16 protein-coding genes and 8 tRNA genes are annotated in these 19,865 nt (G+C 42.7%); 7 read left to right on the top strand and 17 right to left on the bottom strand.

What is annotated here, in order from left to right:
- Nucleotides 1–62: 62 nt before the first annotated feature.
- Nucleotides 63–845: a YdcF family protein gene (locus FTT83_RS06280; RefSeq protein ID WP_086195976.1), complete on the top strand. Its 783-nt coding sequence runs from the start codon at nucleotides 63–65 to the stop codon at nucleotides 843–845.
- A 2-nt stretch (nucleotides 846–847) separates the two neighbouring features.
- On the opposite strand, the gene FTT83_RS06275 is transcribed toward FTT83_RS06280, so the two are convergent.
- The 11 genes from FTT83_RS06275 to FTT83_RS06225 form a co-directional block, all read right to left on the bottom strand.
- Complete coding sequence (locus FTT83_RS06275; protein ID WP_086195977.1) at nucleotides 848–1,309, bottom strand: DUF2750 domain-containing protein; 462 nt, start codon at nucleotides 1,307–1,309, stop codon at nucleotides 848–850.
- Nucleotides 1,310–1,383: 74 nt separating this feature from the next.
- A tRNA-Val gene (locus FTT83_RS06270) sits at nucleotides 1,384–1,459 on the bottom strand.
- Between the two features lie 103 nt (nucleotides 1,460–1,562).
- Nucleotides 1,563–1,639, bottom strand: a tRNA-Asp gene (locus tag FTT83_RS06265).
- A 59-nt stretch (nucleotides 1,640–1,698) separates the two neighbouring features.
- A tRNA-Val gene (locus FTT83_RS06260) sits at nucleotides 1,699–1,774 on the bottom strand.
- A gap of 31 nt (nucleotides 1,775–1,805) precedes the next feature.
- Nucleotides 1,806–1,882 (bottom strand) — tRNA-Asp (locus tag FTT83_RS06255).
- Between the two features lie 13 nt (nucleotides 1,883–1,895).
- Nucleotides 1,896–1,971 (bottom strand) — tRNA-Val (locus FTT83_RS06250).
- Nucleotides 1,972–1,992: 21 nt separating this feature from the next.
- A tRNA-Asp gene (locus FTT83_RS06245) sits at nucleotides 1,993–2,069 on the bottom strand.
- Between the two features lie 47 nt (nucleotides 2,070–2,116).
- Nucleotides 2,117–2,193, bottom strand: a tRNA-Asp gene (locus FTT83_RS06240).
- 27 nt (nucleotides 2,194–2,220) lie between these two features.
- Nucleotides 2,221–2,296 (bottom strand) — tRNA-Val (locus FTT83_RS06235).
- Between the two features lie 293 nt (nucleotides 2,297–2,589).
- Nucleotides 2,590–3,120, bottom strand: a complete 531-nt coding sequence (gene elsL, locus FTT83_RS06230; protein WP_086196101.1) for a cell wall-recycling L,D-carboxypeptidase ElsL — start codon at nucleotides 3,118–3,120, stop codon at nucleotides 2,590–2,592.
- 7 nt (nucleotides 3,121–3,127) lie between these two features.
- Nucleotides 3,128–3,511, bottom strand: coding sequence for a YbaN family protein (locus FTT83_RS06225; RefSeq protein WP_086195978.1), 384 nt, complete (start codon nucleotides 3,509–3,511; stop codon nucleotides 3,128–3,130).
- Between the two features lie 96 nt (nucleotides 3,512–3,607).
- Here FTT83_RS06225 and FTT83_RS06220 point away from each other — a divergent pair, with 96 nt between their 5' ends.
- The 3 genes from FTT83_RS06220 to dapE all read left to right on the top strand — a co-directional run bounded on the left by FTT83_RS06220 (nucleotide 3,608) and on the right by dapE (nucleotide 6,019).
- The gene (locus FTT83_RS06220) at nucleotides 3,608–4,504 is read left to right on the top strand and encodes a DUF1853 family protein (protein ID WP_086195979.1); all 897 of its coding nucleotides are present in this window, start codon (nucleotides 3,608–3,610) and stop codon (nucleotides 4,502–4,504) included.
- A gap of 99 nt (nucleotides 4,505–4,603) precedes the next feature.
- Nucleotides 4,604–4,753 (top strand): entericidin A/B family lipoprotein, encoded by a 150-nt coding sequence (locus FTT83_RS06215; protein WP_086195980.1) that lies wholly within the window; start codon nucleotides 4,604–4,606, stop codon nucleotides 4,751–4,753.
- A gap of 129 nt (nucleotides 4,754–4,882) precedes the next feature.
- Nucleotides 4,883–6,019: a succinyl-diaminopimelate desuccinylase gene (gene dapE / locus FTT83_RS06210; RefSeq protein ID WP_180042431.1), complete on the top strand. Its 1,137-nt coding sequence runs from the start codon at nucleotides 4,883–4,885 to the stop codon at nucleotides 6,017–6,019.
- Nucleotides 6,020–6,095: 76 nt separating this feature from the next.
- Here dapE and FTT83_RS06205 read toward each other — a convergent pair whose 3' ends face one another.
- The 6 genes from FTT83_RS06205 to pilG form a co-directional block, all read right to left on the bottom strand.
- On the bottom strand, nucleotides 6,096–6,554 hold the full coding sequence (locus FTT83_RS06205; protein WP_086195982.1) for a hypothetical protein: 459 nt from the start codon (nucleotides 6,552–6,554) through the stop codon (nucleotides 6,096–6,098).
- Nucleotides 6,555–6,558: 4 nt separating this feature from the next.
- A complete protein-coding gene (locus FTT83_RS06200) occupies nucleotides 6,559–10,986 on the bottom strand; it encodes an Hpt domain-containing protein (RefSeq protein ID WP_180176435.1) in 4,428 nt (1,475 codons plus the stop codon).
- 173 nt (nucleotides 10,987–11,159) lie between these two features.
- A complete protein-coding gene (locus tag FTT83_RS06195; RefSeq protein ID WP_086195984.1) occupies nucleotides 11,160–13,232 on the bottom strand; it encodes a methyl-accepting chemotaxis protein in 2,073 nt (690 codons plus the stop codon).
- 45 nt (nucleotides 13,233–13,277) lie between these two features.
- On the bottom strand, nucleotides 13,278–13,814 hold the full coding sequence (locus FTT83_RS06190; protein ID WP_086195985.1) for a chemotaxis protein CheW: 537 nt from the start codon (nucleotides 13,812–13,814) through the stop codon (nucleotides 13,278–13,280).
- Between the two features lie 5 nt (nucleotides 13,815–13,819).
- A complete protein-coding gene (locus FTT83_RS06185; RefSeq protein ID WP_086195986.1) occupies nucleotides 13,820–14,188 on the bottom strand; it encodes a response regulator in 369 nt (122 codons plus the stop codon).
- A 23-nt stretch (nucleotides 14,189–14,211) separates the two neighbouring features.
- Complete coding sequence (pilG, locus tag FTT83_RS06180; RefSeq protein WP_086195987.1) at nucleotides 14,212–14,595, bottom strand: twitching motility response regulator PilG; 384 nt, start codon at nucleotides 14,593–14,595, stop codon at nucleotides 14,212–14,214.
- Nucleotides 14,596–14,875: 280 nt separating this feature from the next.
- Here pilG and FTT83_RS06175 point away from each other — a divergent pair, with 280 nt between their 5' ends.
- The 3 genes from FTT83_RS06175 to FTT83_RS06165 all read left to right on the top strand — a co-directional run bounded on the left by FTT83_RS06175 (nucleotide 14,876) and on the right by FTT83_RS06165 (nucleotide 19,837).
- Entirely contained in the window at nucleotides 14,876–15,520 is a 645-nt protein-coding gene (locus tag FTT83_RS06175) for a hypothetical protein (RefSeq protein WP_180082160.1), read from the top strand.
- A gap of 79 nt (nucleotides 15,521–15,599) precedes the next feature.
- Complete coding sequence (locus FTT83_RS06170) at nucleotides 15,600–16,706, top strand: efflux RND transporter periplasmic adaptor subunit (RefSeq protein ID WP_257234891.1); 1,107 nt, start codon at nucleotides 15,600–15,602, stop codon at nucleotides 16,704–16,706.
- A 26-nt stretch (nucleotides 16,707–16,732) separates the two neighbouring features.
- Entirely contained in the window at nucleotides 16,733–19,837 is a 3,105-nt protein-coding gene (locus tag FTT83_RS06165; protein WP_180176437.1) for an efflux RND transporter permease subunit, read from the top strand.
- Nucleotides 19,838–19,865: the final 28 nt, after the last annotated feature.

Here is a 19,865-nt window from a genome sequence, read left to right as displayed (position 1 = left end):
TTTTTATACTTAAAGTATCCAATTTGTTTAAACTAGCAACAACATTCACCCAGAGTAATTTTATGTCCAGCAGCTTCAAACGTCACCTGAGCTTGATTATCGGCAGTATATTGACTCTCGATGGCTTATGGTTACTGTCACTGGATAAAATTCATCTCGGCATTATTCTTCCGTTGATCATCGGTATTGGACTCATGCTCTATGCCCTGTTTTTTAACCGGATTCAAAGCTTTATTCAGCGCACGCAATTAAGACAGACTTTATGGCGCTGTGCATGGGCGGGATTTTTTCTCTGGCTCAGCACATTGGTGATATTTTTCAGTTATCTGCTATATAGCATTCAGCAGTCCAATACAGTTCAGCCCGCCTCTGCAGTCATTATACTGGGCAGTGGAATCGAAAAGGGTCATCCCTCTCCCACCTTAAAACAGCGATTAGATGTTGGTGCTGCCTATGCCAAACGTTACCCGGAAACCGTGCTGGTCGTGACTGGAGGTTTAGGATTTAAAGAACAAATTGCTGAAGCAACAGTGATGTCTGAATATCTGCAACAACAGCATCATATTGATCCATCACGTATTCTGTTAGAAGCTAAAAGTACCAGCACTGCAGAAAATCTGCGTAATGTGCAGCCTTTACTGGCACAGCAGCATATTTCCCTAAAGCAGCCAGTTGTCATTGTCACCAGTGACTTTCATATTTTACGTGCCAAAGCCATTGCTAAACATCAAGGTTATCAGCAGATATTTACCCTTAGCGCCCCAACACCGCTTTATATTCGCTATAACTCCTGGTTACGCGAATATTTTGCCTTTATCAGTGGCTGGCTGTTACAGGAATACTAAAATCAGTTCAAACGAATGCTACGGGGTAAAGGCAGTTTTTCATCTTTAAACAATTCAGGTTTTTGCAGGTAAATCTGATACAGATAATTTTTGATATCCAATAATAATTTTTCTGGTGCCACCAGCACATTTTGCCCTTCTGGTGTCAAATCCATCGATACACAGGTACTTTCCTGACGTAAAAAAGGAATGACTTTTTCAACAAAATCTTTAAGTGAAATATTCTCAACATGATAATTTGCCCAATTGTCTTTCACCAGCAATTTTGCCAGCCCTTTGCTTTGCCAAATAGCAAATGCACGCTGACCGGTAGGCGTTGCACATAATGCCCAACCATCATCATACAGGGCATGGACGTAACCTTGGCCTACAATCATTTCAACAAATTTTTTATAGATTTCTTGGGCATTATAAGTATTATTTTGGGTCTTAGACGCAGCCTTGCGTTGATATGGATTTCTCATGATTTTTCAATAGTTAAAATTATTATTAACTAAGGATTTTAGGAGAAAAATAGAATTTGATCAAGGAGAATATATGGTGGGCGCTGACGGGATCGAACCGCCGACATTCTGCTTGTAAGGCAGACGCTCTACCAACTGAGCTAAGCGCCCTGAAGAGTAAAATAACATCGTTATTTTTTATGACGCAAGACAAGCGAAGTGCGTAGTCTTGGTATTGATATCTTAAACTCAGGGATTTAAGACATTTTAAAAATGGCGCAGCGGACGGGACTCGAACCCGCGACCCCCGGCGTGACAGGCCGGTATTCTAACCAACTGAACTACCGCTGCATCACGATACTTATTTCTAAGTAAGTTATATCTGAAAAAGAAAATATCTTTAAAAGATATGGTGGGCGCTGACGGGATCGAACCGCCGACATTCTGCTTGTAAGGCAGACGCTCTACCAACTGAGCTAAGCGCCCTCAAAGGGTCTTGCATTTTCGATTCTAAGGATGGCGCAGCGGACGGGACTCGAACCCGCGACCCCCGGCGTGACAGGCCGGTATTCTAACCAACTGAACTACCGCTGCATCGCAAAAAATCTGGTGGGCGCTGACGGGATCGAACCGCCGACATTCTGCTTGTAAGGCAGACGCTCTACCAACTGAGCTAAGCGCCCTCAAAAGGTCTATCATGTAAATGGCGCAGCGGACGGGACTCGAACCCGCGACCCCCGGCGTGACAGGCCGGTATTCTAACCAACTGAACTACCGCTGCACTTACACAATGTCGCTATTGTGGCAAACGAATATTAAGAACTGAAGTGGCGCAGCGGACGGGACTCGAACCCGCGACCCCCGGCGTGACAGGCCGGTATTCTAACCAACTGAACTACCGCTGCACTAAAGTGTCTTAACGCTAAAGAGCTTGGTGGGCGCTGACGGGATCGAACCGCCGACATTCTGCTTGTAAGGCAGACGCTCTACCAACTGAGCTAAGCGCCCTTTAAACGTCTTCATCGTTTGATGAGGTGCATTATAGAGAATCCTGACAGACTGTCAAACGCTTTTCTGACTGTTTTTGGTTTTTTACGTTTGAGTGATTAAAAAATAGGTTGTTTGCTATAAAAACAAACAATTTCGATAACTTATTTACTATTTTCCGTAAAAACCCAAAAATCACCGAGTCATTTTTAAGCAAAATATTGCAATATTTTTTGAACTGCTGGCGAATACCGCCATTTTTTATCTGCTATATATTCAGCTGGGTATTAAGCTTTTAATACTTTATCACATTATTAATCGGCGATTGCCTGTGTACCATCCTTCAAATTCAAACGCTGTTCTGAAATAAACACCAAAGCATCCTCAGTGATCAGTTCGAATAATTCAATCACATCCTTATTACGCATCCGGATGCAGCCATGTGACAACGGAATCCCCATAGGCTCTGTATCGGGGGTGCCATGAATATAGATATAACGCTGAAAGGTATCACAGCCCTCACCCTGATTAAAATTTTCTTCCAGACCACTTAACCAAAGGATACGCGATAAAATCCAGTCACGTTCAGGATATTGTGCAGCCAATGCTGCATCATAGACTTCACCAGTTTGCTGCCGTGCTTTAAACACCGCATTTTTCGGAGCATTATGACCAAATTTAAGCGCCACTTTATGCCAGCCCCGAGGAGTCTTGCCGGAATTTTCCTGCTCGCCAATCCCGTTTTTGCCTGTAGAGATGACATAAGTCTTGTCATGTTTCGGTAAGATCAAACTTTGCTCAGCTAAGTCAATCCATATATCCGCCTGTTCTAAAGAATATGCCATAACAAAATCACTCACCATCTTTGATTGGTTCTGCTGAAGGTTCAGGACGTAGCCATAACCAGATGGCCACTGTCAGCATGGTCAGGTCAGTGAAGATTTTCACCAAAAGCGGTGCATTGGTAAATAACATGATGATTCCACTGATCATCATCATGATAGTGGCGAACCATTTTGCCTTGCGTGGTACGGTGCCATTTTCACGCCATGCCCTTAAGGTCGCCCCATATTTAGGATGATTCAGCAACCAGGCATCCATTTGCGGCCAGCCTTTCGAAGCCGACCAGGCAGCTAAAATCAGAAATACTGTTGTTGGCATACCCGGTAAAAGTGCCCCGATAAAGCCCAGGATGACAAAAATCATCACTAAACTTCGCCAAAACAACATTTTCATAGCACTACCCTATACAACTAATTGCGGTAGTATAAAGTGTTTTTGCATATTATCCGTTGTCATTCTGCACTTTTTAATTTATCGCCCGGGGTTGCTATGTTTGCTTTAAATCAAGTCTCTCATATTGAAGAACCCTGGCTGCAATTTAAAAATTTACTGGTTCGGCAACTGGCCTTTTGTGTATGCAGTCCAAATATTTTATCCCACATCCCGTCCGAAATGGTACTCAAGCATGCTTTTCAATTTCATGATGATGCCGTATGGCGTAGCCATTTTCAGAATTATCACTCCAGATTGCTTTATTTAGATCAGCATCCACAAGAATTAGAAAGCTTTTTACAGCAGCTGAAAAGTACACGTTTGGGTCTGCGTTTTGAAATGCTGGTCTGGTTCTGGTTGCTCGACCAAGACTATCATCCGTATCAGTTAATCGGTCATAGCATTCAGAAAATTGCAGGACCCAGAACTCTGGGTGAACTCGATTTTCTGTTATTGAATACCGAAACCCAAGCCATTGAACACTGGGAAGTGGCTTTAAAATATTATCTGGCAGAACGGGATTGTTCTTTGCCCTACTGGTATGGCTTAAACCGCAGCGATACTTTATTGCGAAAATTAAATCACTTTAGCCAAAAGCAGTTTCAGTTTGAGGATGCACTGGAACACAACATTGAGCAGCGTTTCGCAGTACTCAAAGGGCAACTTTATCTACCTATTGGAAGCACAACAAACAGCCTTCCCAACTGGGTCAATCGACAGCGACGTTTAGGCTGTTGGGGAAGCGATATTCCTCCGCAAAATGCTCAATTTTACCGCTTACAGCGACTCGAATGGATCTGTCCAGAGCAGCATATCAGTAGCGATACCGCACAGTGGTGGAGTAACGGCTTATATCTGCAAAAAGATCAAAATAATTTCTATATGTACCGCAATCCACCTTTACTCTCTCAAGCAATACATCGCCAATTTTATGAGAATTGTCTATTTTTATAACAAATGCTTACTTTTCTACCATCAAAAAACCCTATTGTTTAGACTGTGTATTAATTAACCTGAATTCACATCAAAATAATGAATGACTTGGAGATGATGATGAAAAAAATTCTTGCTGCTTCCCTCATTATTGCATTTGCTTTAACTGGCTGTAATACGTTTAAAGGTATGGGTAAAGATGTATCTAAAGCTGGAGAGGCTGTAACCGATACTGCAGAAAAAACTTCTGAGGAAATCCGCAAAAACTAGTTTGTCTTCAGCACACAGAACCCTATCCAAGATAGGGTTTTTTTATGCCAATTTTAGGGCAGTCATTCACATTCAAGGACATATTCGCCTATTATAGTGCAGACAAATTTATCGACTTATGAAAATCGCATGACCTCTTCCGCTACCCTTGATTTAAGCCTGCAACTGCTACGTCAGCCTTCTGTAACACCAATCGATCATAACTGCCAAAATATCATGGCGGAACGTCTGGAAAAAATCGGCTTCAATATTGAACCGATGCGTTTTGAAGACGTGGACAATCTGTGGGCACGTAAAGGTACTGAAGCACCTGTTTTATGTTTTGCAGGCCATACCGATGTGGTACCTACCGGGAGTTTAGATGCCTGGAATTCGGACCCTTTTGTACCGGAAATTCGCGATGGTAAACTGTATGGACGTGGCAGTGCCGACATGAAAACAGCACTGGCAGCGATGGTAGTGGCTTCAGAGCGTTTTGTGGCAAAACACCCAGACCATAAAGGTTCTATCGCATTTCTCATTACTTCCGATGAAGAAGGTCCATCCATTAACGGTACCGTGAAAGTTGTGGAAGCTTTAGAAGCCCGTAATGAAAAAATGACCTGGTGTTTGGTTGGTGAACCATCCAGTACCAAACAGTTGGGTGACGTGGTCAAAAATGGTCGTCGTGGTTCATTGAATGCTAAATTAACCGTGAAAGGTAAACAGGGACATGTGGCTTATCCTCACCTTGCCATCAACCCGATTCATACTGCCTCTAAAGCCCTGGCTGAACTGTGCGATACGGTGTGGGACAATGGCAATGAATATTTTCCTGCAACATCTTTCCAAATTTCCAATATCAATGCAGGTACCGGTACAACTAACGTGGTTCCGGGCAGTATGAATCTTTTATTTAACTTCCGTTATTCAACTGAAGTGACTGCTGAACAGTTAAAAGAACGTACCTTAGAAATTCTAGACCGTCATAATCTTGATTATGATATTGAATGGACATTATCTGGCTTGCCATTCCTTACCCCAGTAGGCGAATTGGTCAATGCTGCTAAAAATGCCATTCGTAATGTCACCGGTATTGAAACTGAACTTTCTACCAGTGGCGGTACTTCCGACGGTCGTTTTATTGCCCCTACAGGTGCACAGGTGCTGGAACTCGGTGTATTAAATGCCAGCATCCATCAAATTGACGAACATGTAAATGTTGCTGACCTGGAACCGCTTGCTGAAATTTACGAACAAATTCTAGAAGGCTTATTAGCTCGCTAAAACAGTAACCACATAAAATAAAAAAGGAACTGAACAGTTCCTTTTTTATTACCCACCTTTTATAAATGCTTCAACATTACAATCCTAAAGAAGACTGAATGTGTTCGAGATTAGGCACATAAAACACCTGATCTCCCATCCGTACATACTGGAATACATCAGGGTCTGTTGCCGTGCGTTCTTCATCTACCACTTCAGAAATACGCAGACGAATCGTTTTTGGCATCTCATTACACATCAGGGCAAAACGCTGACTGACATCATCGCCTTCAATGACCAATGCTACACCCGTTTTGCGCTCCGGATCATTCACAGCATACACTGGCAGCTTCAATTCATGCCATTCCACAAAAGGCACCTGTGTAGCGCTATCCAGCGCAGACAAGACAATGTTTTGCGGAAGAATCATCGCTTCCTTACCATAACAATCGATAATATAGGTATCGATAAATCCGGTAGATACCGTAATAAGGTGGTGTAACTCCTGTTGTGAAATTCGGTCAACAGCAGAGTTTGAAACACTATTTTGGCTCATTGAGTTATCCCTGACTGATTTCTAACAAACTTTCCACATTTTCCAGCAATTCCGCTTCCTGGAACGGTTTACCCATATAGTGCGTTACCCCAAGACTGAATGCACGTTCACGGTGCTTCTCGCCTGTTCTTGACGTAATCATGATAATAGGCAAGTTTTGATGCACGTCATGGTGACGAACCAGATTCGTGACTTCAAAACCGTCCATGCGCGGCATTTCAATATCCAGCAACATCAAGTCTGGTTTGACATTTTCCAGCTGCTCCATGGCATCAATACCATCTTTGGCCGTCACCACATCAAAGCCTTGACGTTCAAGTAAACGTGAGGTCACCTTACGTACTGTCACCGAGTCATCCACAATCATGATCAGGCGGCGTGTATTACTGTAACGCGAATGCTCACGTTGATCAGACACATGTTTAAGACGTTGGGTGTTCTGAATTTGTCGGGCAATATTCTGACCATCCAGAATCAGACAGACTTGACCATCACCTAGAATAGTCGCTCCGGCAACAGCGCCAACACTTGAGAATTGCTGACCGATCGGTTTCACCACAATTTGTGCACGCGAACCAATCAGCTGATCCACAAGTAGTGCAATAGTTTGACCACTATTGCCTTTAATCAGCAATACAGGTAAAGAATGGGCAACATTACTTAAACGTGGTAAAGGCTGATTGGACACAAATTCGGATAAATAACGCAGTTTGTAACTGGTGTTATCAATTTTAAAGAAGTCGTCTTTACTGTTGAAATATTTTTCCAGTGCTGATGGTGCAATACGTACAATACGGTCAATTTGTGCCAGTGAAATCGCAAACTGCTGGTCGCCTGATTTAACCATCAAGGCGTCACTCACCGCCACCGTAGTTGGTACGCGAATGGTAAAGGTGGTCCCTTTACCCAATTCAGAATCGATGGAAATATGCCCGCCCAGCGCCTTAATTTCGCTTTGCACCACGTCCAGACCTACACCGCGTCCGGAAATTTGGGTCACTTCTTTGGCAGTAGTAAATCCAGGATGGAAAATTAATTGCAGGATTTCCTGCTTATCCATGGATTGATCGGCTTTAATTAAACCCAAGCTGAGTGCTTTTTCTTTAATTTTTGTTTCATCAATCCCTTTACCGTCATCACTGAATGACACCAGTACATCTGTACCTTGACGGCTAATATTGAGAACAATTTTCCCGACTTCAGGCTTTTGTAACTCATGTCGTACGTGAGTGTCTTCCAGACCATGGTCAATCGCATTACGCAGCATGTGCTCGAACGGTGTAACCAGACGCTCTAGAATGTTACGGTCCAATTCACCTTCGGTGTTTTGCACCACCAGCTCGGCCGGACGGTTCAGGGTCGATGAGGTTTGACGCACAATCCGTTGTAACCGTGGCAATAAACGATCAAATGGTACCAGACGGGTACGCATCAGGCTTTCTTGAATCTCGGCTTGAATACGGGATTGTTGTAACAGTAAACCTTCCGTATCACGAATCTTTTCTGACAGGGTCGTCTTGAAATCGACCAAGTCAGATGCAGATTCCGCCAGCGATTTTGACAACTGGTTTAATGATGAATATTGGTCCATCTCCAGGGGATCAAAATCGGCATAACGTGAATTATCACCATGTTTGGCAATAATTTGAGACTCGAGCTCACCTTCCATTCGACGTAACTGGTCAGCCAGACGCTTGATCGCCAGTTCCATTTCGTTCAGGGTATTACTAAACTGTCCCAAGTCCATTTCAATACGTGAACGGTTAATCGCATTTTCACCAGACAAGTCGATCATTTTCTCGACCAGATCGGCAGAAATACGGATCATTTCATTGCTGTTGTCCTGTTGATTACTTGTATCCCACTCACCCATCATTGCTGGAGGTTCGGTACCATCACCCTGAACAAATTCAAAGACTTTAGCCGTAGACAGCGTATCGGATTCGGCCACGCGCTTAGGTAACTGCGCAATGACATCAACAAATTCAATCGACTCTAAACTTAATTTGACGCTGTCAAAATTACTGTAATCATGCTCGAAAATAGCCTGCTTTAACCATGCCAAAGTCGTTTGCAATAACAGGTCATAAACATTGGAGTTGAACTGATGCACCGCAAAGCGTTCGAAGGTGGTTTCCAGCTGGTAAGCAATTGCCCCTACTGGTTCATTTTCCACCATACGTGCGCCACCTTTCAAACTGTGGGCTGCACGCTGTAATTGAAGCAGCAAGCTACGGTCACTACGCTGCTCAAACCACTGTTTCAACAGGCTATCTGTAGACTCCAGAATTTCTTCTGCTTCTTCCCAGAAGGTTTCTTCTGCAATTAAACGGATACTGTCATCCGGCTCTTCAACATGGTCTGGACTTGCCAAGGCAACTTCAGCAGCTATTTCAGGTTCAATTTCTGTTTCTACTGTCGTTGCAGTTTCAAGTTCTTCAATTTCAGCTGCAACTTCAGGTTCAGCCTGAACTTCGACTTCCGCAACTGCGGTGCTTACAGCCACACTACCTTGAGCGATCGCCTGAATATTACGCAAAATTTCAATCGATTCAGCACCTGAATAATCAATCTGCTCATCGCGAATGACTTGAATACGGTCTGATACATCATCTTGTACTAAGCGAATAATACTGATGAGTTGTGGATTGACCTCAATTTGATGACGGATCACGCGTTCATAAATGCTTTCCAATTCATGCGCAATTAAGCCAATATGAGTCGCCTGAATCATATTGGCACCCCCTTTAAGGGTATGCAAATAACGCATTAAATTATTCAGTGCTGCAGTATCGGACGGATCTTTCGACCAGGTATTCAAGTCTTGATCGATCCCGCCCAGTAATTCTTCTGCTTCTTCCAGGAAGATATCCAACAAATCTTCATCAAAATCACGATTTGCATCAGCAGCATGCATGTGTTCGCGGTCTGAACCAATTTTTTGTGAAATCTGTGCCAGATCTACAATACCTGAAGCAGCAGCTGGTGAGGCTTCAGCTTGAGTTTCAGGATTCGGTTCCTGAACTTCGAACTGTTCAAGATCCTGCTGAACAAAGGCTGCCAGATCATTCAGAACTTTCTGGATATCTTCCGTTAAAATAACGCGCTGACCTGCCGCCAGTGTATCAAACAGATGAATGAACTCTTGATGTGCCTGCCCAAACAGATCATATGCATAGTCGATATTGAGCAGTTCCGGTTTTAATACCAGAGCTTCATAGCCAGACTTCAATTCATGGGTAAATTGATAGATGCCCATCGCAGCACGATTATCAGTATTGTCCAATAATTGCTGTGCCTGCTGGCTTAAGGCCTGAATGTATTCCGGATATTCTACTTTGGCACGTTTTTCAAATTCGAATTCGGCATCCAGAAGTAAATCAATATTCAATTCGACCAGTTTGGACACCAGACCTTGCGGATTAACGTCCTCATCCACTTCTGCAGAACTGAAACCATAGTCGTCCCATGCCGAATTAAAGGTGGCATATATCGCATCAAGTTTCTGAGTCTGACCCTGTCTTAAAGTATGTAAATAATCACGGACAAATTCAGCATATTGAATTAGCAACGCAGTCTGGCTGGAGGTAGAGACAATTTCTTCTTGTAAAAGTGTTTTAAATAAGTTTTCAACCTTGGTACTGGCTGCAAAAATCTGATCAATATGTGCCATAGAAGAGCTGCCACGCAAGGTATGCAAGGCACGGATCAGGCCATTATAATCCTGATATTGTTCCTGTTCATTTTTCAGGAACTGGTCAATCGTGAGCAGATGTTCTTCTGCTTCTTCAATAAAGATCGCGACCGTTTCTTCAATATCATTGTTGTCGTCTGCTGCGACTGACGCTGCTGTAGCAGTAGTTTCGATTGCCATTTCAGGCGCTGCTTCACTAAATGATTGATCCTGCAATTCCAGACCAGTAAGACTATTGACACTGGTCAGTGTGCTAGACAGTTCAAGCAATTCTTCTAGTGCAGGTTCTAAACTGACCTGCTGCTGAATTTGCTGCCCCAATAATACTAAAGGTCTTAAGTCGATATCAGCATTTTGAACAGTTTTAAAAATTGGGTATAACTTGTATTGATAAATATTAAATACAGTTTGGGCAAATCGTTGAACTGTGCTGTCCAAAGGTACTGTGCCGGAAATAACCCGATTTAAAGTATCTTCAACCGCCCATGCCAACTCACCCGCAGATTTTGCTCCAACCATACGGCCAGAACCTTTAAGGGTATGAAAATGACGGCGAATGGTCGTTAAAGTTTCTTGGTCATTCGGATTTTCCAACCAAGTTGTAAATAAAGTACTTAATTCAACGAAGATTTCTTCTATTTCTTCAACAAAAATTTCTAGAATTTCTGCATCTTGATCAAGATAACTATCTTCAGGAAGCGTAGTCGTTTCAACTAAATTTTTTAATATTTCTTTCATAGCTTAGGCTTCTTACGTTTATCTGCCACCAAGAAGGTTGCTCAAACTTAATTGTCACCATCACGCGAGACCTAACTTTGAAGTTAAGTTCATCTTGTCGATGCTTGATCTGTGTCTTATAGATATCCCCTGCCCAAAAGCAGGGAATATCACTGCAACGCTTTTTAATTAACTTAGTCAGGTAATTTAAAGTCGGTTACAGATTCACGTAATGATTCGGCCATATTTGCCAGTTCCGATACCGAACGTGCTGTATCGAAGGTTGCTGTTGTGGTTTGCGAGGTAATTTCTTGTACGACATTCATCGTTGTCGCAATGTGACCAGCAGAAGCAGACTGAAGTTTTGCAGCATCCGAAATGTTGGCAATCAATCGCGCCAGGTTGGTCGATACGTTTTGAATTTCATCCAGTGCCACACCGGCATCTTTGGTTAAGCTTGCACCACGAACAACCTCGGAAGTGGTTTGCTCCATCGAAATTACGGCTTCGTTGGTATCTGTCTGAATGGTTTTTACCAAGCCTTCAATCTGTTTGGTTGCAGAGGCTGAACGTTCCGCAAGACGCTGTACCTCATCGGCTACCACGGCGAAACCACGACCAGCCTCACCCGCCATAGATGCCTGAATTGCAGCGTTCAATGCCAGAATGTTGGTTTGGTCGGCAATATCGTTAATCAGGGCAACGATGTTACCAATTTCCTGAGAAGATTCACCCAGACGTTTAATACGTTTAGATGTTTCCTGGATCTGCTCACGGATGGTGTCCATACCTTCAATAGAACGGTTTACAACCTCTGCACCATTGGCAGCAATTTGTACCGAACGCTCCGCAACCACTGCAGATTCTTCCGCGTTTGCAGATACCTGGTCAATAGACATCGCCATTTCGTTAATCGCGGCAGATGCACCGGCAATCTCTTGTGCCTGGTGTTCAGATGCTTCAGCAAGCTGGTGGGTAATGCCTTGGGTATTCGCTGTATATTGCGCAACTTCTTGAGACGTTTCAGTAATACGTGATACCAGGTCACGTAACTGGTCAATCGCGAAGTTAATGGAGTCGGCAATTGCTCCGGTAAAATCTTCCGATACCGTTGCATATGAACGCAAGTCACCATCCGCCAAGTCGGCAATTTCATCCAGTAAACGTAAAATCGCATTCTGGTTACGGTCATATTCTTCTTGCAGGTTTGCCACGCGCTGTTTATCTGACTGGCCACGTAATGCAAGCAACTTGAATACAGAAAACAGGAAAGCAACCAGACACAGGATTAAAAGCAAGGCAGGAAGCGCAATAGCCAAGCTCGAACCACCAGATAGCTTATTCAGGTTGGCTAACAATTCATCCGACTGGGCAAAAATTGCAGCAGAAGCTTGACGTACTTTTACAATTTGCGCCGAGTTTGAAAGAATTGTTGCAGAAGCTGATTTTAGTACATCATCATATTCGCTTTTAATGCCTGTCAGTGATTCACGCAATGCCGGATCATCAATACGTTCTACACCCAGTTCTGCACTACCATTGAGCTGGGCATTGAGGTAAGAACCGAAAGTTTCAGTATCGGCACTGAAGTCATCCGCAGATTCACGCGAGTTATCGTTACCTGTGAGTACCGAACTGATCGAACGCAAAATACGTTCCGCAATGAATACCTGGTTTTTGGCAATAACCACCTGGTTAGACGGCATGTTTTGACGCGCCATTTGGTCAACCATCAGGTTATATTCTGCCTGAATTCCCGGAATCGACTCACCAATTGCAATATTGGTATCGTACAGCTTGTTAATCATTTTCTGTTGAGACGAAATTAAATCAATCCCTTCTGATAGCGATTTCCACTGCTTTTCCACCTCAACCAATGCAGCTGTATGTGGATGAATATCTTTAACCGTTTCCAGGTTTTCAGCAAATTCTTTTTGCGATTTAATTAATTTATCAATCGACTCTTTGGTTCCTGAAGCAGTTGCATCAGTTGCCTGACGTGAAATGGTTTGTGACAATAGACGCAAATCACCCACACTACGTGTCAATTCATTATTACGCGGTACACTATAGAATAAGTACAATAACAGGAAGAGTGCTACGACCAGAGAAAATGCTGCCCCCAAAATTAATGGTTTGGACTTTTCACTGTCACCAAATACACGTGATAATTGCTCTGTTTGTGATTGAATCTTTGCGACTAAAGCATTCCCGCCATTATGGCTGGTGCCTTCACCTGTATTTTTCTTTTTAAGTTTAAAGCCCATCCAGCTTCTCCCCGAGTTGCGCTATCATTCTTTAGCTTGCGACTATTAATTTATAAATTTTATAGAGGCATTCATGTATTTTGGGTTTTGCAATAAACGACTAAATAAGAAAACATGCCAGTGCTGATTATGCTGATAAAAATAACCCTGACAATATTCTTGTAAATTGCTATCTAATTCACTGTTTTTAGAAAAGAAACTCTTCTTATTAAAGTGTTGAATCCCCAAAACCTGATCTACCACCAAACCGACATAATGGTCATTATGACTAATACACAATACTTTTTGAGTCGGTGAAAACTGACTTCGATGTCCTGAAATATAATGCGCCAAATCAGCGACGGAAAGTAAACGTCCCCGAATATTGGCCAGTCCCATCACCCATGACTGAGTATTTGGAACCGGAGTATATTTTGGTGGATATATCACTTCAGATACTTCACCCAAAGGGGCAACAAAATATTGCCCCATCATCTCAAAAGCAATGCCTGACCATCGGTTTACTTCATTTTCAGTTGTAACGTAGTTTTTGTTACCACGTTTAGCAATCCGAAGTAATTCGATAAATCCATTTGCTGCCATAGAGCTTATCCTGCATTGAGGTGTTGTTTAATCACATCAATTAATTGGTTTTCGTCTACAGGCTTGGTCAAATAATCACTTGCCCCCTGACGTTTCCCCCAAACGCGGTCAGTGGCTTGGTCCTTGGTACTGACAATCACAATCGGAATGTGTTTAGTAGTAGCACCACGGGCAATCTGACGTGTTGCCTGAAAACCGTTTACACCAGGCATGACCACATCCATGAGCACTAGATCTGGCAATTCTGCTTGTGCCATTGTGACACCATCAGCACCATTTGCTGCTTCAATCACCTCAAAGCCATGCTTGGTTAAAATCTCTCTAAAACGAAATGTTTCCGTAGGTGAATCATCAACGATAAGGATACGTGACATGCTTTTCCCCAATAAAAATAAACTTATGCTGTTACGTGATTGCGGATTGCGTTTAACAATTCATCTTTACTAAAGGGTTTAGTTAAATACTCATCCGAACCAACAACACGACCTTTTGCCTGGTCAAATAAACCATCTTTACTTGACAGCATAATGACTGGAATATTTTGATAATTCTGCGAATTTTTAATTAATGCACAAGTTTGATAACCGTCTAAACGTGGCATCATAATATCTACAAAAACAATATCCGGATTTGCTTCAGCAATTTTTGCCAAAGCCTCAAACCCGTCTACTGCGGTCACGACTTCACAACCTTCACGTTGGAGTAATGTTTCTGCTGTACGACGAATGGTTTTTGAATCATCAATCACCATCACTTTTAGATTTTGGAATTTTTCGTCCATTTAATGATCCTTCCCATTTTTAGAATGTACAAACAATTTTAGTCAAAAATTTTATTACAAGTTACAAACATTTTTAACATATCTTTACTTGCCTTTTCAATGAACATTTTCCGCACGAAGACTCACTTTAGTCTATTTTCAATAACGACTTCACACTTTCCATCGACCAATGATTTTTTTTTGACAGACAGAGGTTTTTTATTACTTATTTTGAGTCTAATATAGCTCATTTATTACTTTTAAAATAAGTAATTTAGTCAACTTTTATTCGGGGGTTACAATGCAAAGTCAGTTTAAATACAAACTTGCTTTCATTGCACAAAAAAAAATGAACTTTAGATTCATTTTTCTTTCTTTTCTGGTTTTGCAATCGGCATTCGCATATGCTGAAAATCCGCCACCTAAAGCCACCTGGTATCGCTATTATGACAGTAAGGGTATAGCCAATATTAGCACCAATGTCACCCCCAATCATATTCGCTATGGCTACGAAGCTTTGGACCAGAACATGCAGGTCATCCGGCGTAATCGTGCCTATAATACTGAAGCCGATATTAAACAGGCACCGCAACGTGCAGCCCACGCCAGACAGCAGGCAGCGGACTTAAAACTAAAAAAGGCTTATGGTAATAGTCAAGTTGCATTCGCAAAACGTAATGACGCATTAACCGGCATCAAAAAGCAAATTGCCTTTCAGCAAGACCAGTTAAAGCAATTACAAACTGACCGTATTTATTTTAAGCGTCAACAGATTGAACATTTACGTAAAGCTGAAGACATTCCAGCCAGCTTGAAAAATACAATCGAGAATAATCAAAAGAATATTGAAGCAAAAAAAGCAACGATTCAATCATTACAAATTAACTATCGAAATACTCAAGCAAAATACGACAATATTATCGCTCGCTTAAAAGCGCTTGAATAAATTGTATTTAGGCTATGAAGCACTTAATTTAAGTCACAATAAATAAAAAGGATGAAGCTACATGCTATCTGGACAGCATATGAAAAAATCTAAATTAAGTGACCATAAGCAATATTTAACCGGCAGCGTTCTGTGTTTAATTTTATTTCTAACAGCTTGCAAAAAAAATGAAATAGAAAAACCTGTAGAAACCACAACAAAAATTGAATTAATTGAAAAAGATCTAGTTTCCGTGAAGAATGGCACTTCTGTCGCAAAAAGTGCTTTTACCGGCACGCTTCGTGCAGTCAATCAAAGTAGCATACAGGCTCAGGTCACTGCCACTGCAACTCAGGTCTATGTCCAGGTCGGACAGTCAGTCGCTAAGGGACAGGTCTTGGTTCGCCTGAATAATCAAGATAATGCTGCACGTTTAGCGCAAGCTCAGGCCAATTTGTCAGCAGCACAAGCGCAGGCCAATCTGGCTAAAAATATGATGCAGCGCAAACAACGCTTATTAGATCAAGGTTTTATCTCCAAAGTTGAATATGAACAGGCTGCTGTCGACTATCAGGCGCAACTGGAAAATGTGCATGCGCAACAGGCCAGTGTCAATATTGCCCAAAAAGCCGAGCGTGAAGGGACTATTTATAGCCCCATTTCCGGAGTGATTACACAGCGCCAAGTCGATACTGGTCAAACCGTTGCTGCTGGCCAGACCCTGTTTGAAATCGTGGATCCGAGTCAGCTGGAAATTCAGGCCAAATTGCCAAGTGACATGCAAGCCGCTTTAAAAGTGGGACAACGTATTGAATACACCATTCAAGGTAATCCAGCTCAACTGACTGCTGTTTTAACACGCATCTCCCCGATTGCCGATCCTGCCAGTCGCCAGATTGAATTCTTTGCCCGACCGAACGAAACCATTAACTCACTGAGTATTGGTTCTTTCGTGGAAGGCAACATTCTTGCTTCAACTCAAGTTTCAGGTCAGCTCATTCCGCTCGATGTGATCCAGAATATCAAAGATAAACCCTATGTCTGGGTGATCCGCCAAAACAAAATTGAAAAGGTCAACCTGGTGATTCTGGAACAGCGCTATCGGGACAATTTGGCTGTCGTGCAAGGACTGCAAAACGCCGACCAGATTAGCCGTATTAAATTTAATGACCAGGACATTCATCAAGCGGTCGTCATCAATAAATAATAAAAAATAAGTACAGGATTGTTCTTATGTGGTTTACCCGAATTAGCGTTAAATATCCTGTTTTCACCATCATGATGATGTTGTGTTTACTGGTACTGGGGCTGGCATCTTGGCAACGCATGGGCATAGAAGAATTTCCCGATGTCGATTTTCCATTTGTTGTGGTCTATACCTCCTATCCGGGTGCCTCCCCTGAAACCATTGAATCTGAAATTACCAAAAAAATGGAAGACCAGATCAATACCATTTCAGGTTTAAAACAGATTATTTCCCAGTCTAGTGAAGGGCTGTCGACCATTATTGTCGAATTTAATCTGGATATGTCTTCTGCAGTGGCCGCCCAGGATATTCGCGATAAGATTGCTCCAGTTACCGCCCAGTTTCGAGATGAAATTCAGGATCCTGTTGTTGAACGTTATGACCCTACTGCCAATGCGGTGATGTCGATTGTGTTTGAATCGGAGACCATGCCGTTACGCGACTTGAGTTCCTATTTAAGTCAGCAGATTGTCCCGCAACTTCGAACCATGCCGGGCGTGGGTACAGTCAATTTACTGGGCGATGCACAACGCCAGATTCGTATTGAAGTCGATCCGCAAAAACTGCAAAGCTTTGGTATTGGTGTAGATAAAGTCATCAATACCTTGAAAGGTGAAAATATTGAAGTTCCGGGAGGCACCTTAAAACAGCCGACGTCTGAACTGGTGGTGGAAATCAAATCCAAAGTGATTCACCCGCAATCGTTTGGTGACCTGATTATTGCCAATAAAAATGGTACTCCTATTTTTCTAAAACAGGTGGCAAGCATTGAAGATGGTCAAGCCAATCTGGAATCAAGTGCTTATTTAAATGGTAAAGCTGCGGTCGCGATTGATATTCTGCGCAATTCGGATTCCAATGTAATTGATGTGGTCAATGCCAGCTATAAAGCCCTAGCAAAAATCGAGCAACAGCTACCCGAGGGTACTGTGGCTAAAGTTGCCGTCGATAGCTCCAAAGGCATTCGTGGCAGTATTAAAGATGTGGCACGGACCATTATTGAAGGTGCGGTTCTCGCTGTTCTGATTGTTTTACTGTTCTTGGGTTCTTTTCGCTCTACTGCCATTACCGGGCTGACCTTACCTATTTCCCTGTTGGGGACATTAACCTTTATTTGGGCTTTCGGCTTCACTATTAACATGATGACCTTACTGGCATTATCTCTCAGTATTGGCCTGTTGATTGATGATGCAATTGTAGTGCGGGAAAATATTGTCCGTCATGCCGATATGGGCAAAGATGCAGTAACGGCAGCACTCGATGGCACCAAAGAAATTGGACTTGCAGTTTTAGCCACTACAATGACCATTGTTGCGGTATTTTTACCAGTTGCATTTATGGGCGGTATTATCGGTAAATTCTTCTATCAATTTGGAGTAACGGTCAGCGCTGCCGTACTGATTTCAATGTTTATCAGTTTTACCCTCGATCCCATGCTTTCTGCACACTGGGCTGAAAAACATAATCCAAACAAGAAACCCAGCAGAATAAAGCGCTTCTTTAACTGGATATCCAACAGGCTTGATCATTTAAGCCATTACTATGAAAAACTGTTAAAACTGGCACTACACTTCCGTATTTTAACCCTGATAGTGGCCGCAGCTTCACTTTTTGGTGCATTGGGTTTATCTAAATTGATTGGTACGGAATTTGTTCCTGTTCCAGATAAAAACGAAATTCGAATTAAATTTGAAACGCCTGTAGATGCCTCACTCGAATATTCACAAGCCAAGTTGTTGCAAGTGGAGAATATTCTGCGCCAGCATCTAGATGTACGTAATACCTACAGCATTATCAATGGGGTAACGGATCGTGGTAAAAACCATGTCAGCATACGCGTCAAGGTCACTCCTCGTCTGGAGCGTGATAAGACCCTGACCCAACTGAATAATGAGTTTCGCCAGCGCTTGCAAAGCGTAGCGGGTATTACCATTACCTCGGTGGCTTCGGCAGATGAAACAGTTTCGGGAGGGCAAAAACCGATCCTGATTTCCATTAAAGGCACCGACCTGAACGAACTGCAAAAAATCTCCGATCGCTTTCTGGCAGAAATTTCCAAAGTCGAAGGTATCGTCGATCTTGAAAGTTCACTTAAAGAGCCCAAACCAACCCTGGCTGTAGATATCAATCGTGTCCTTGCCAGTGATTTAGGTCTTTCTGTCAATCAAATCGCCAGTGTCATTCGTCCCTTAATTGCAGGCGACAACGTTACCACTTGGCAAGATGAAAAAGGCGAAATCTATGATGTTAATCTTCGCCTGACTGAAAACAGACGCACCTTACCGAGCGATATTGAAAATCTTTATCTGAATTCACAAAAAACCGATGCTTCTGGCCAGCCTATTTTAGTGCCTCTAGCCAGTGTGGCAAACTTCGAAGAAAGTTTGGGGGCATCGCAAATTACCCGCCGTGATTTGGCCCGCGAAGTCCTGATAGAAGCCAATACAGCAGGCCGCCCTGCAGGGGATATCGGTCAAGACATTAAAAAAATTCAAGATAACTTTGATTTACCACCCGGTTATAGCTTTGCCACGCAAGGTGCAAATAAAGACATGGCCGAATCGGCAGGTTATGCCTTAACCGCCATTACCCTTTCCATTGTGTTCATCTATATTGTACTGGGTTCACAATTTAACAGCTTCATTCATCCTGCTGCGATTATGGCTTCCCTTCCCCTCTCGCTGATTGGGGTGTTTCTGGCTTTATTCCTGTTTAATTCCACCATGAACCTGTTTTCCATTATTGGCATTATCATGCTGATGGGATTAGTGACCAAAAATGCCATCCTGTTAATTGACTTCATCAAAAAAGCCATGGATCGTGGGGTTGATCGTTATGATGCCATTATAGAAGCGGGTAAAACCCGTCTACGCCCTATTTTAATGACCACCAGTGCCATGGTGATGGGGATGATTCCTCTTGCATTGGGTCTGGGTGAAGGTGGCGAACAAAGTGCACCCATGGCCCATGCCGTGATTGGGGGCGTAATCACCTCCACCCTATTGACTCTGGTTGTGGTTCCTGTGATCTTCACCTACCTGGATGACTTGAAGAATTTTATGACGCGCCAAATCCGAAAAATCATGGCATAATAAACCCACTTGACATGAGGTGACATTC

The organism is Acinetobacter sp. YH01018 (assembly GCF_013420295.1).
GTDB lineage: Bacteria > Pseudomonadota > Gammaproteobacteria > Pseudomonadales > Moraxellaceae > Acinetobacter.
Note: the sequence above shows the minus strand (reverse complement) of the source record. Positions and strands in the feature narration are given on the sequence as shown.

Bases quoted from the DNA above. Each gene is read 5' to 3' on its own strand.
- FTT83_RS06280 (WP_086195976.1), top strand. From the start codon at position 63: ATGTCCAGCAGCTTCAAACGTCACCTGAGCTTGATTATCGGCAGTATA.
- FTT83_RS06275 (WP_086195977.1), bottom strand. From the start codon at position 1,309: ATGAGAAATCCATATCAACGCAAGGCTGCGTCTAAGACCCAAAATAAT.
- elsL (WP_086196101.1), bottom strand. From the start codon at position 3,120: ATGGCATATTCTTTAGAACAGGCGGATATATGGATTGACTTAGCTGAG.
- FTT83_RS06225 (WP_086195978.1), bottom strand. From the start codon at position 3,511: ATGAAAATGTTGTTTTGGCGAAGTTTAGTGATGATTTTTGTCATCCTG.
- FTT83_RS06220 (WP_086195979.1), top strand. From the start codon at position 3,608: ATGTTTGCTTTAAATCAAGTCTCTCATATTGAAGAACCCTGGCTGCAA.
- FTT83_RS06215 (WP_086195980.1), top strand. From the start codon at position 4,604: ATGAAAAAAATTCTTGCTGCTTCCCTCATTATTGCATTTGCTTTAACT.
- dapE (WP_180042431.1), top strand. From the start codon at position 4,883: ATGACCTCTTCCGCTACCCTTGATTTAAGCCTGCAACTGCTACGTCAG.
- FTT83_RS06205 (WP_086195982.1), bottom strand. From the start codon at position 6,554: ATGAGCCAAAATAGTGTTTCAAACTCTGCTGTTGACCGAATTTCACAA.
- FTT83_RS06200 (WP_180176435.1), bottom strand. From the start codon at position 10,986: ATGAAAGAAATATTAAAAAATTTAGTTGAAACGACTACGCTTCCTGAA.
- FTT83_RS06195 (WP_086195984.1), bottom strand. From the start codon at position 13,232: ATGGGCTTTAAACTTAAAAAGAAAAATACAGGTGAAGGCACCAGCCAT.
- FTT83_RS06190 (WP_086195985.1), bottom strand. From the start codon at position 13,814: ATGGCAGCAAATGGATTTATCGAATTACTTCGGATTGCTAAACGTGGT.
- FTT83_RS06185 (WP_086195986.1), bottom strand. From the start codon at position 14,188: ATGTCACGTATCCTTATCGTTGATGATTCACCTACGGAAACATTTCGT.
- pilG (WP_086195987.1), bottom strand. From the start codon at position 14,595: ATGGACGAAAAATTCCAAAATCTAAAAGTGATGGTGATTGATGATTCA.
- FTT83_RS06175 (WP_180082160.1), top strand. From the start codon at position 14,876: ATGCAAAGTCAGTTTAAATACAAACTTGCTTTCATTGCACAAAAAAAA.
- FTT83_RS06170 (WP_257234891.1), top strand. From the start codon at position 15,600: ATGAAAAAATCTAAATTAAGTGACCATAAGCAATATTTAACCGGCAGC.
- FTT83_RS06165 (WP_180176437.1), top strand. From the start codon at position 16,733: ATGTGGTTTACCCGAATTAGCGTTAAATATCCTGTTTTCACCATCATG.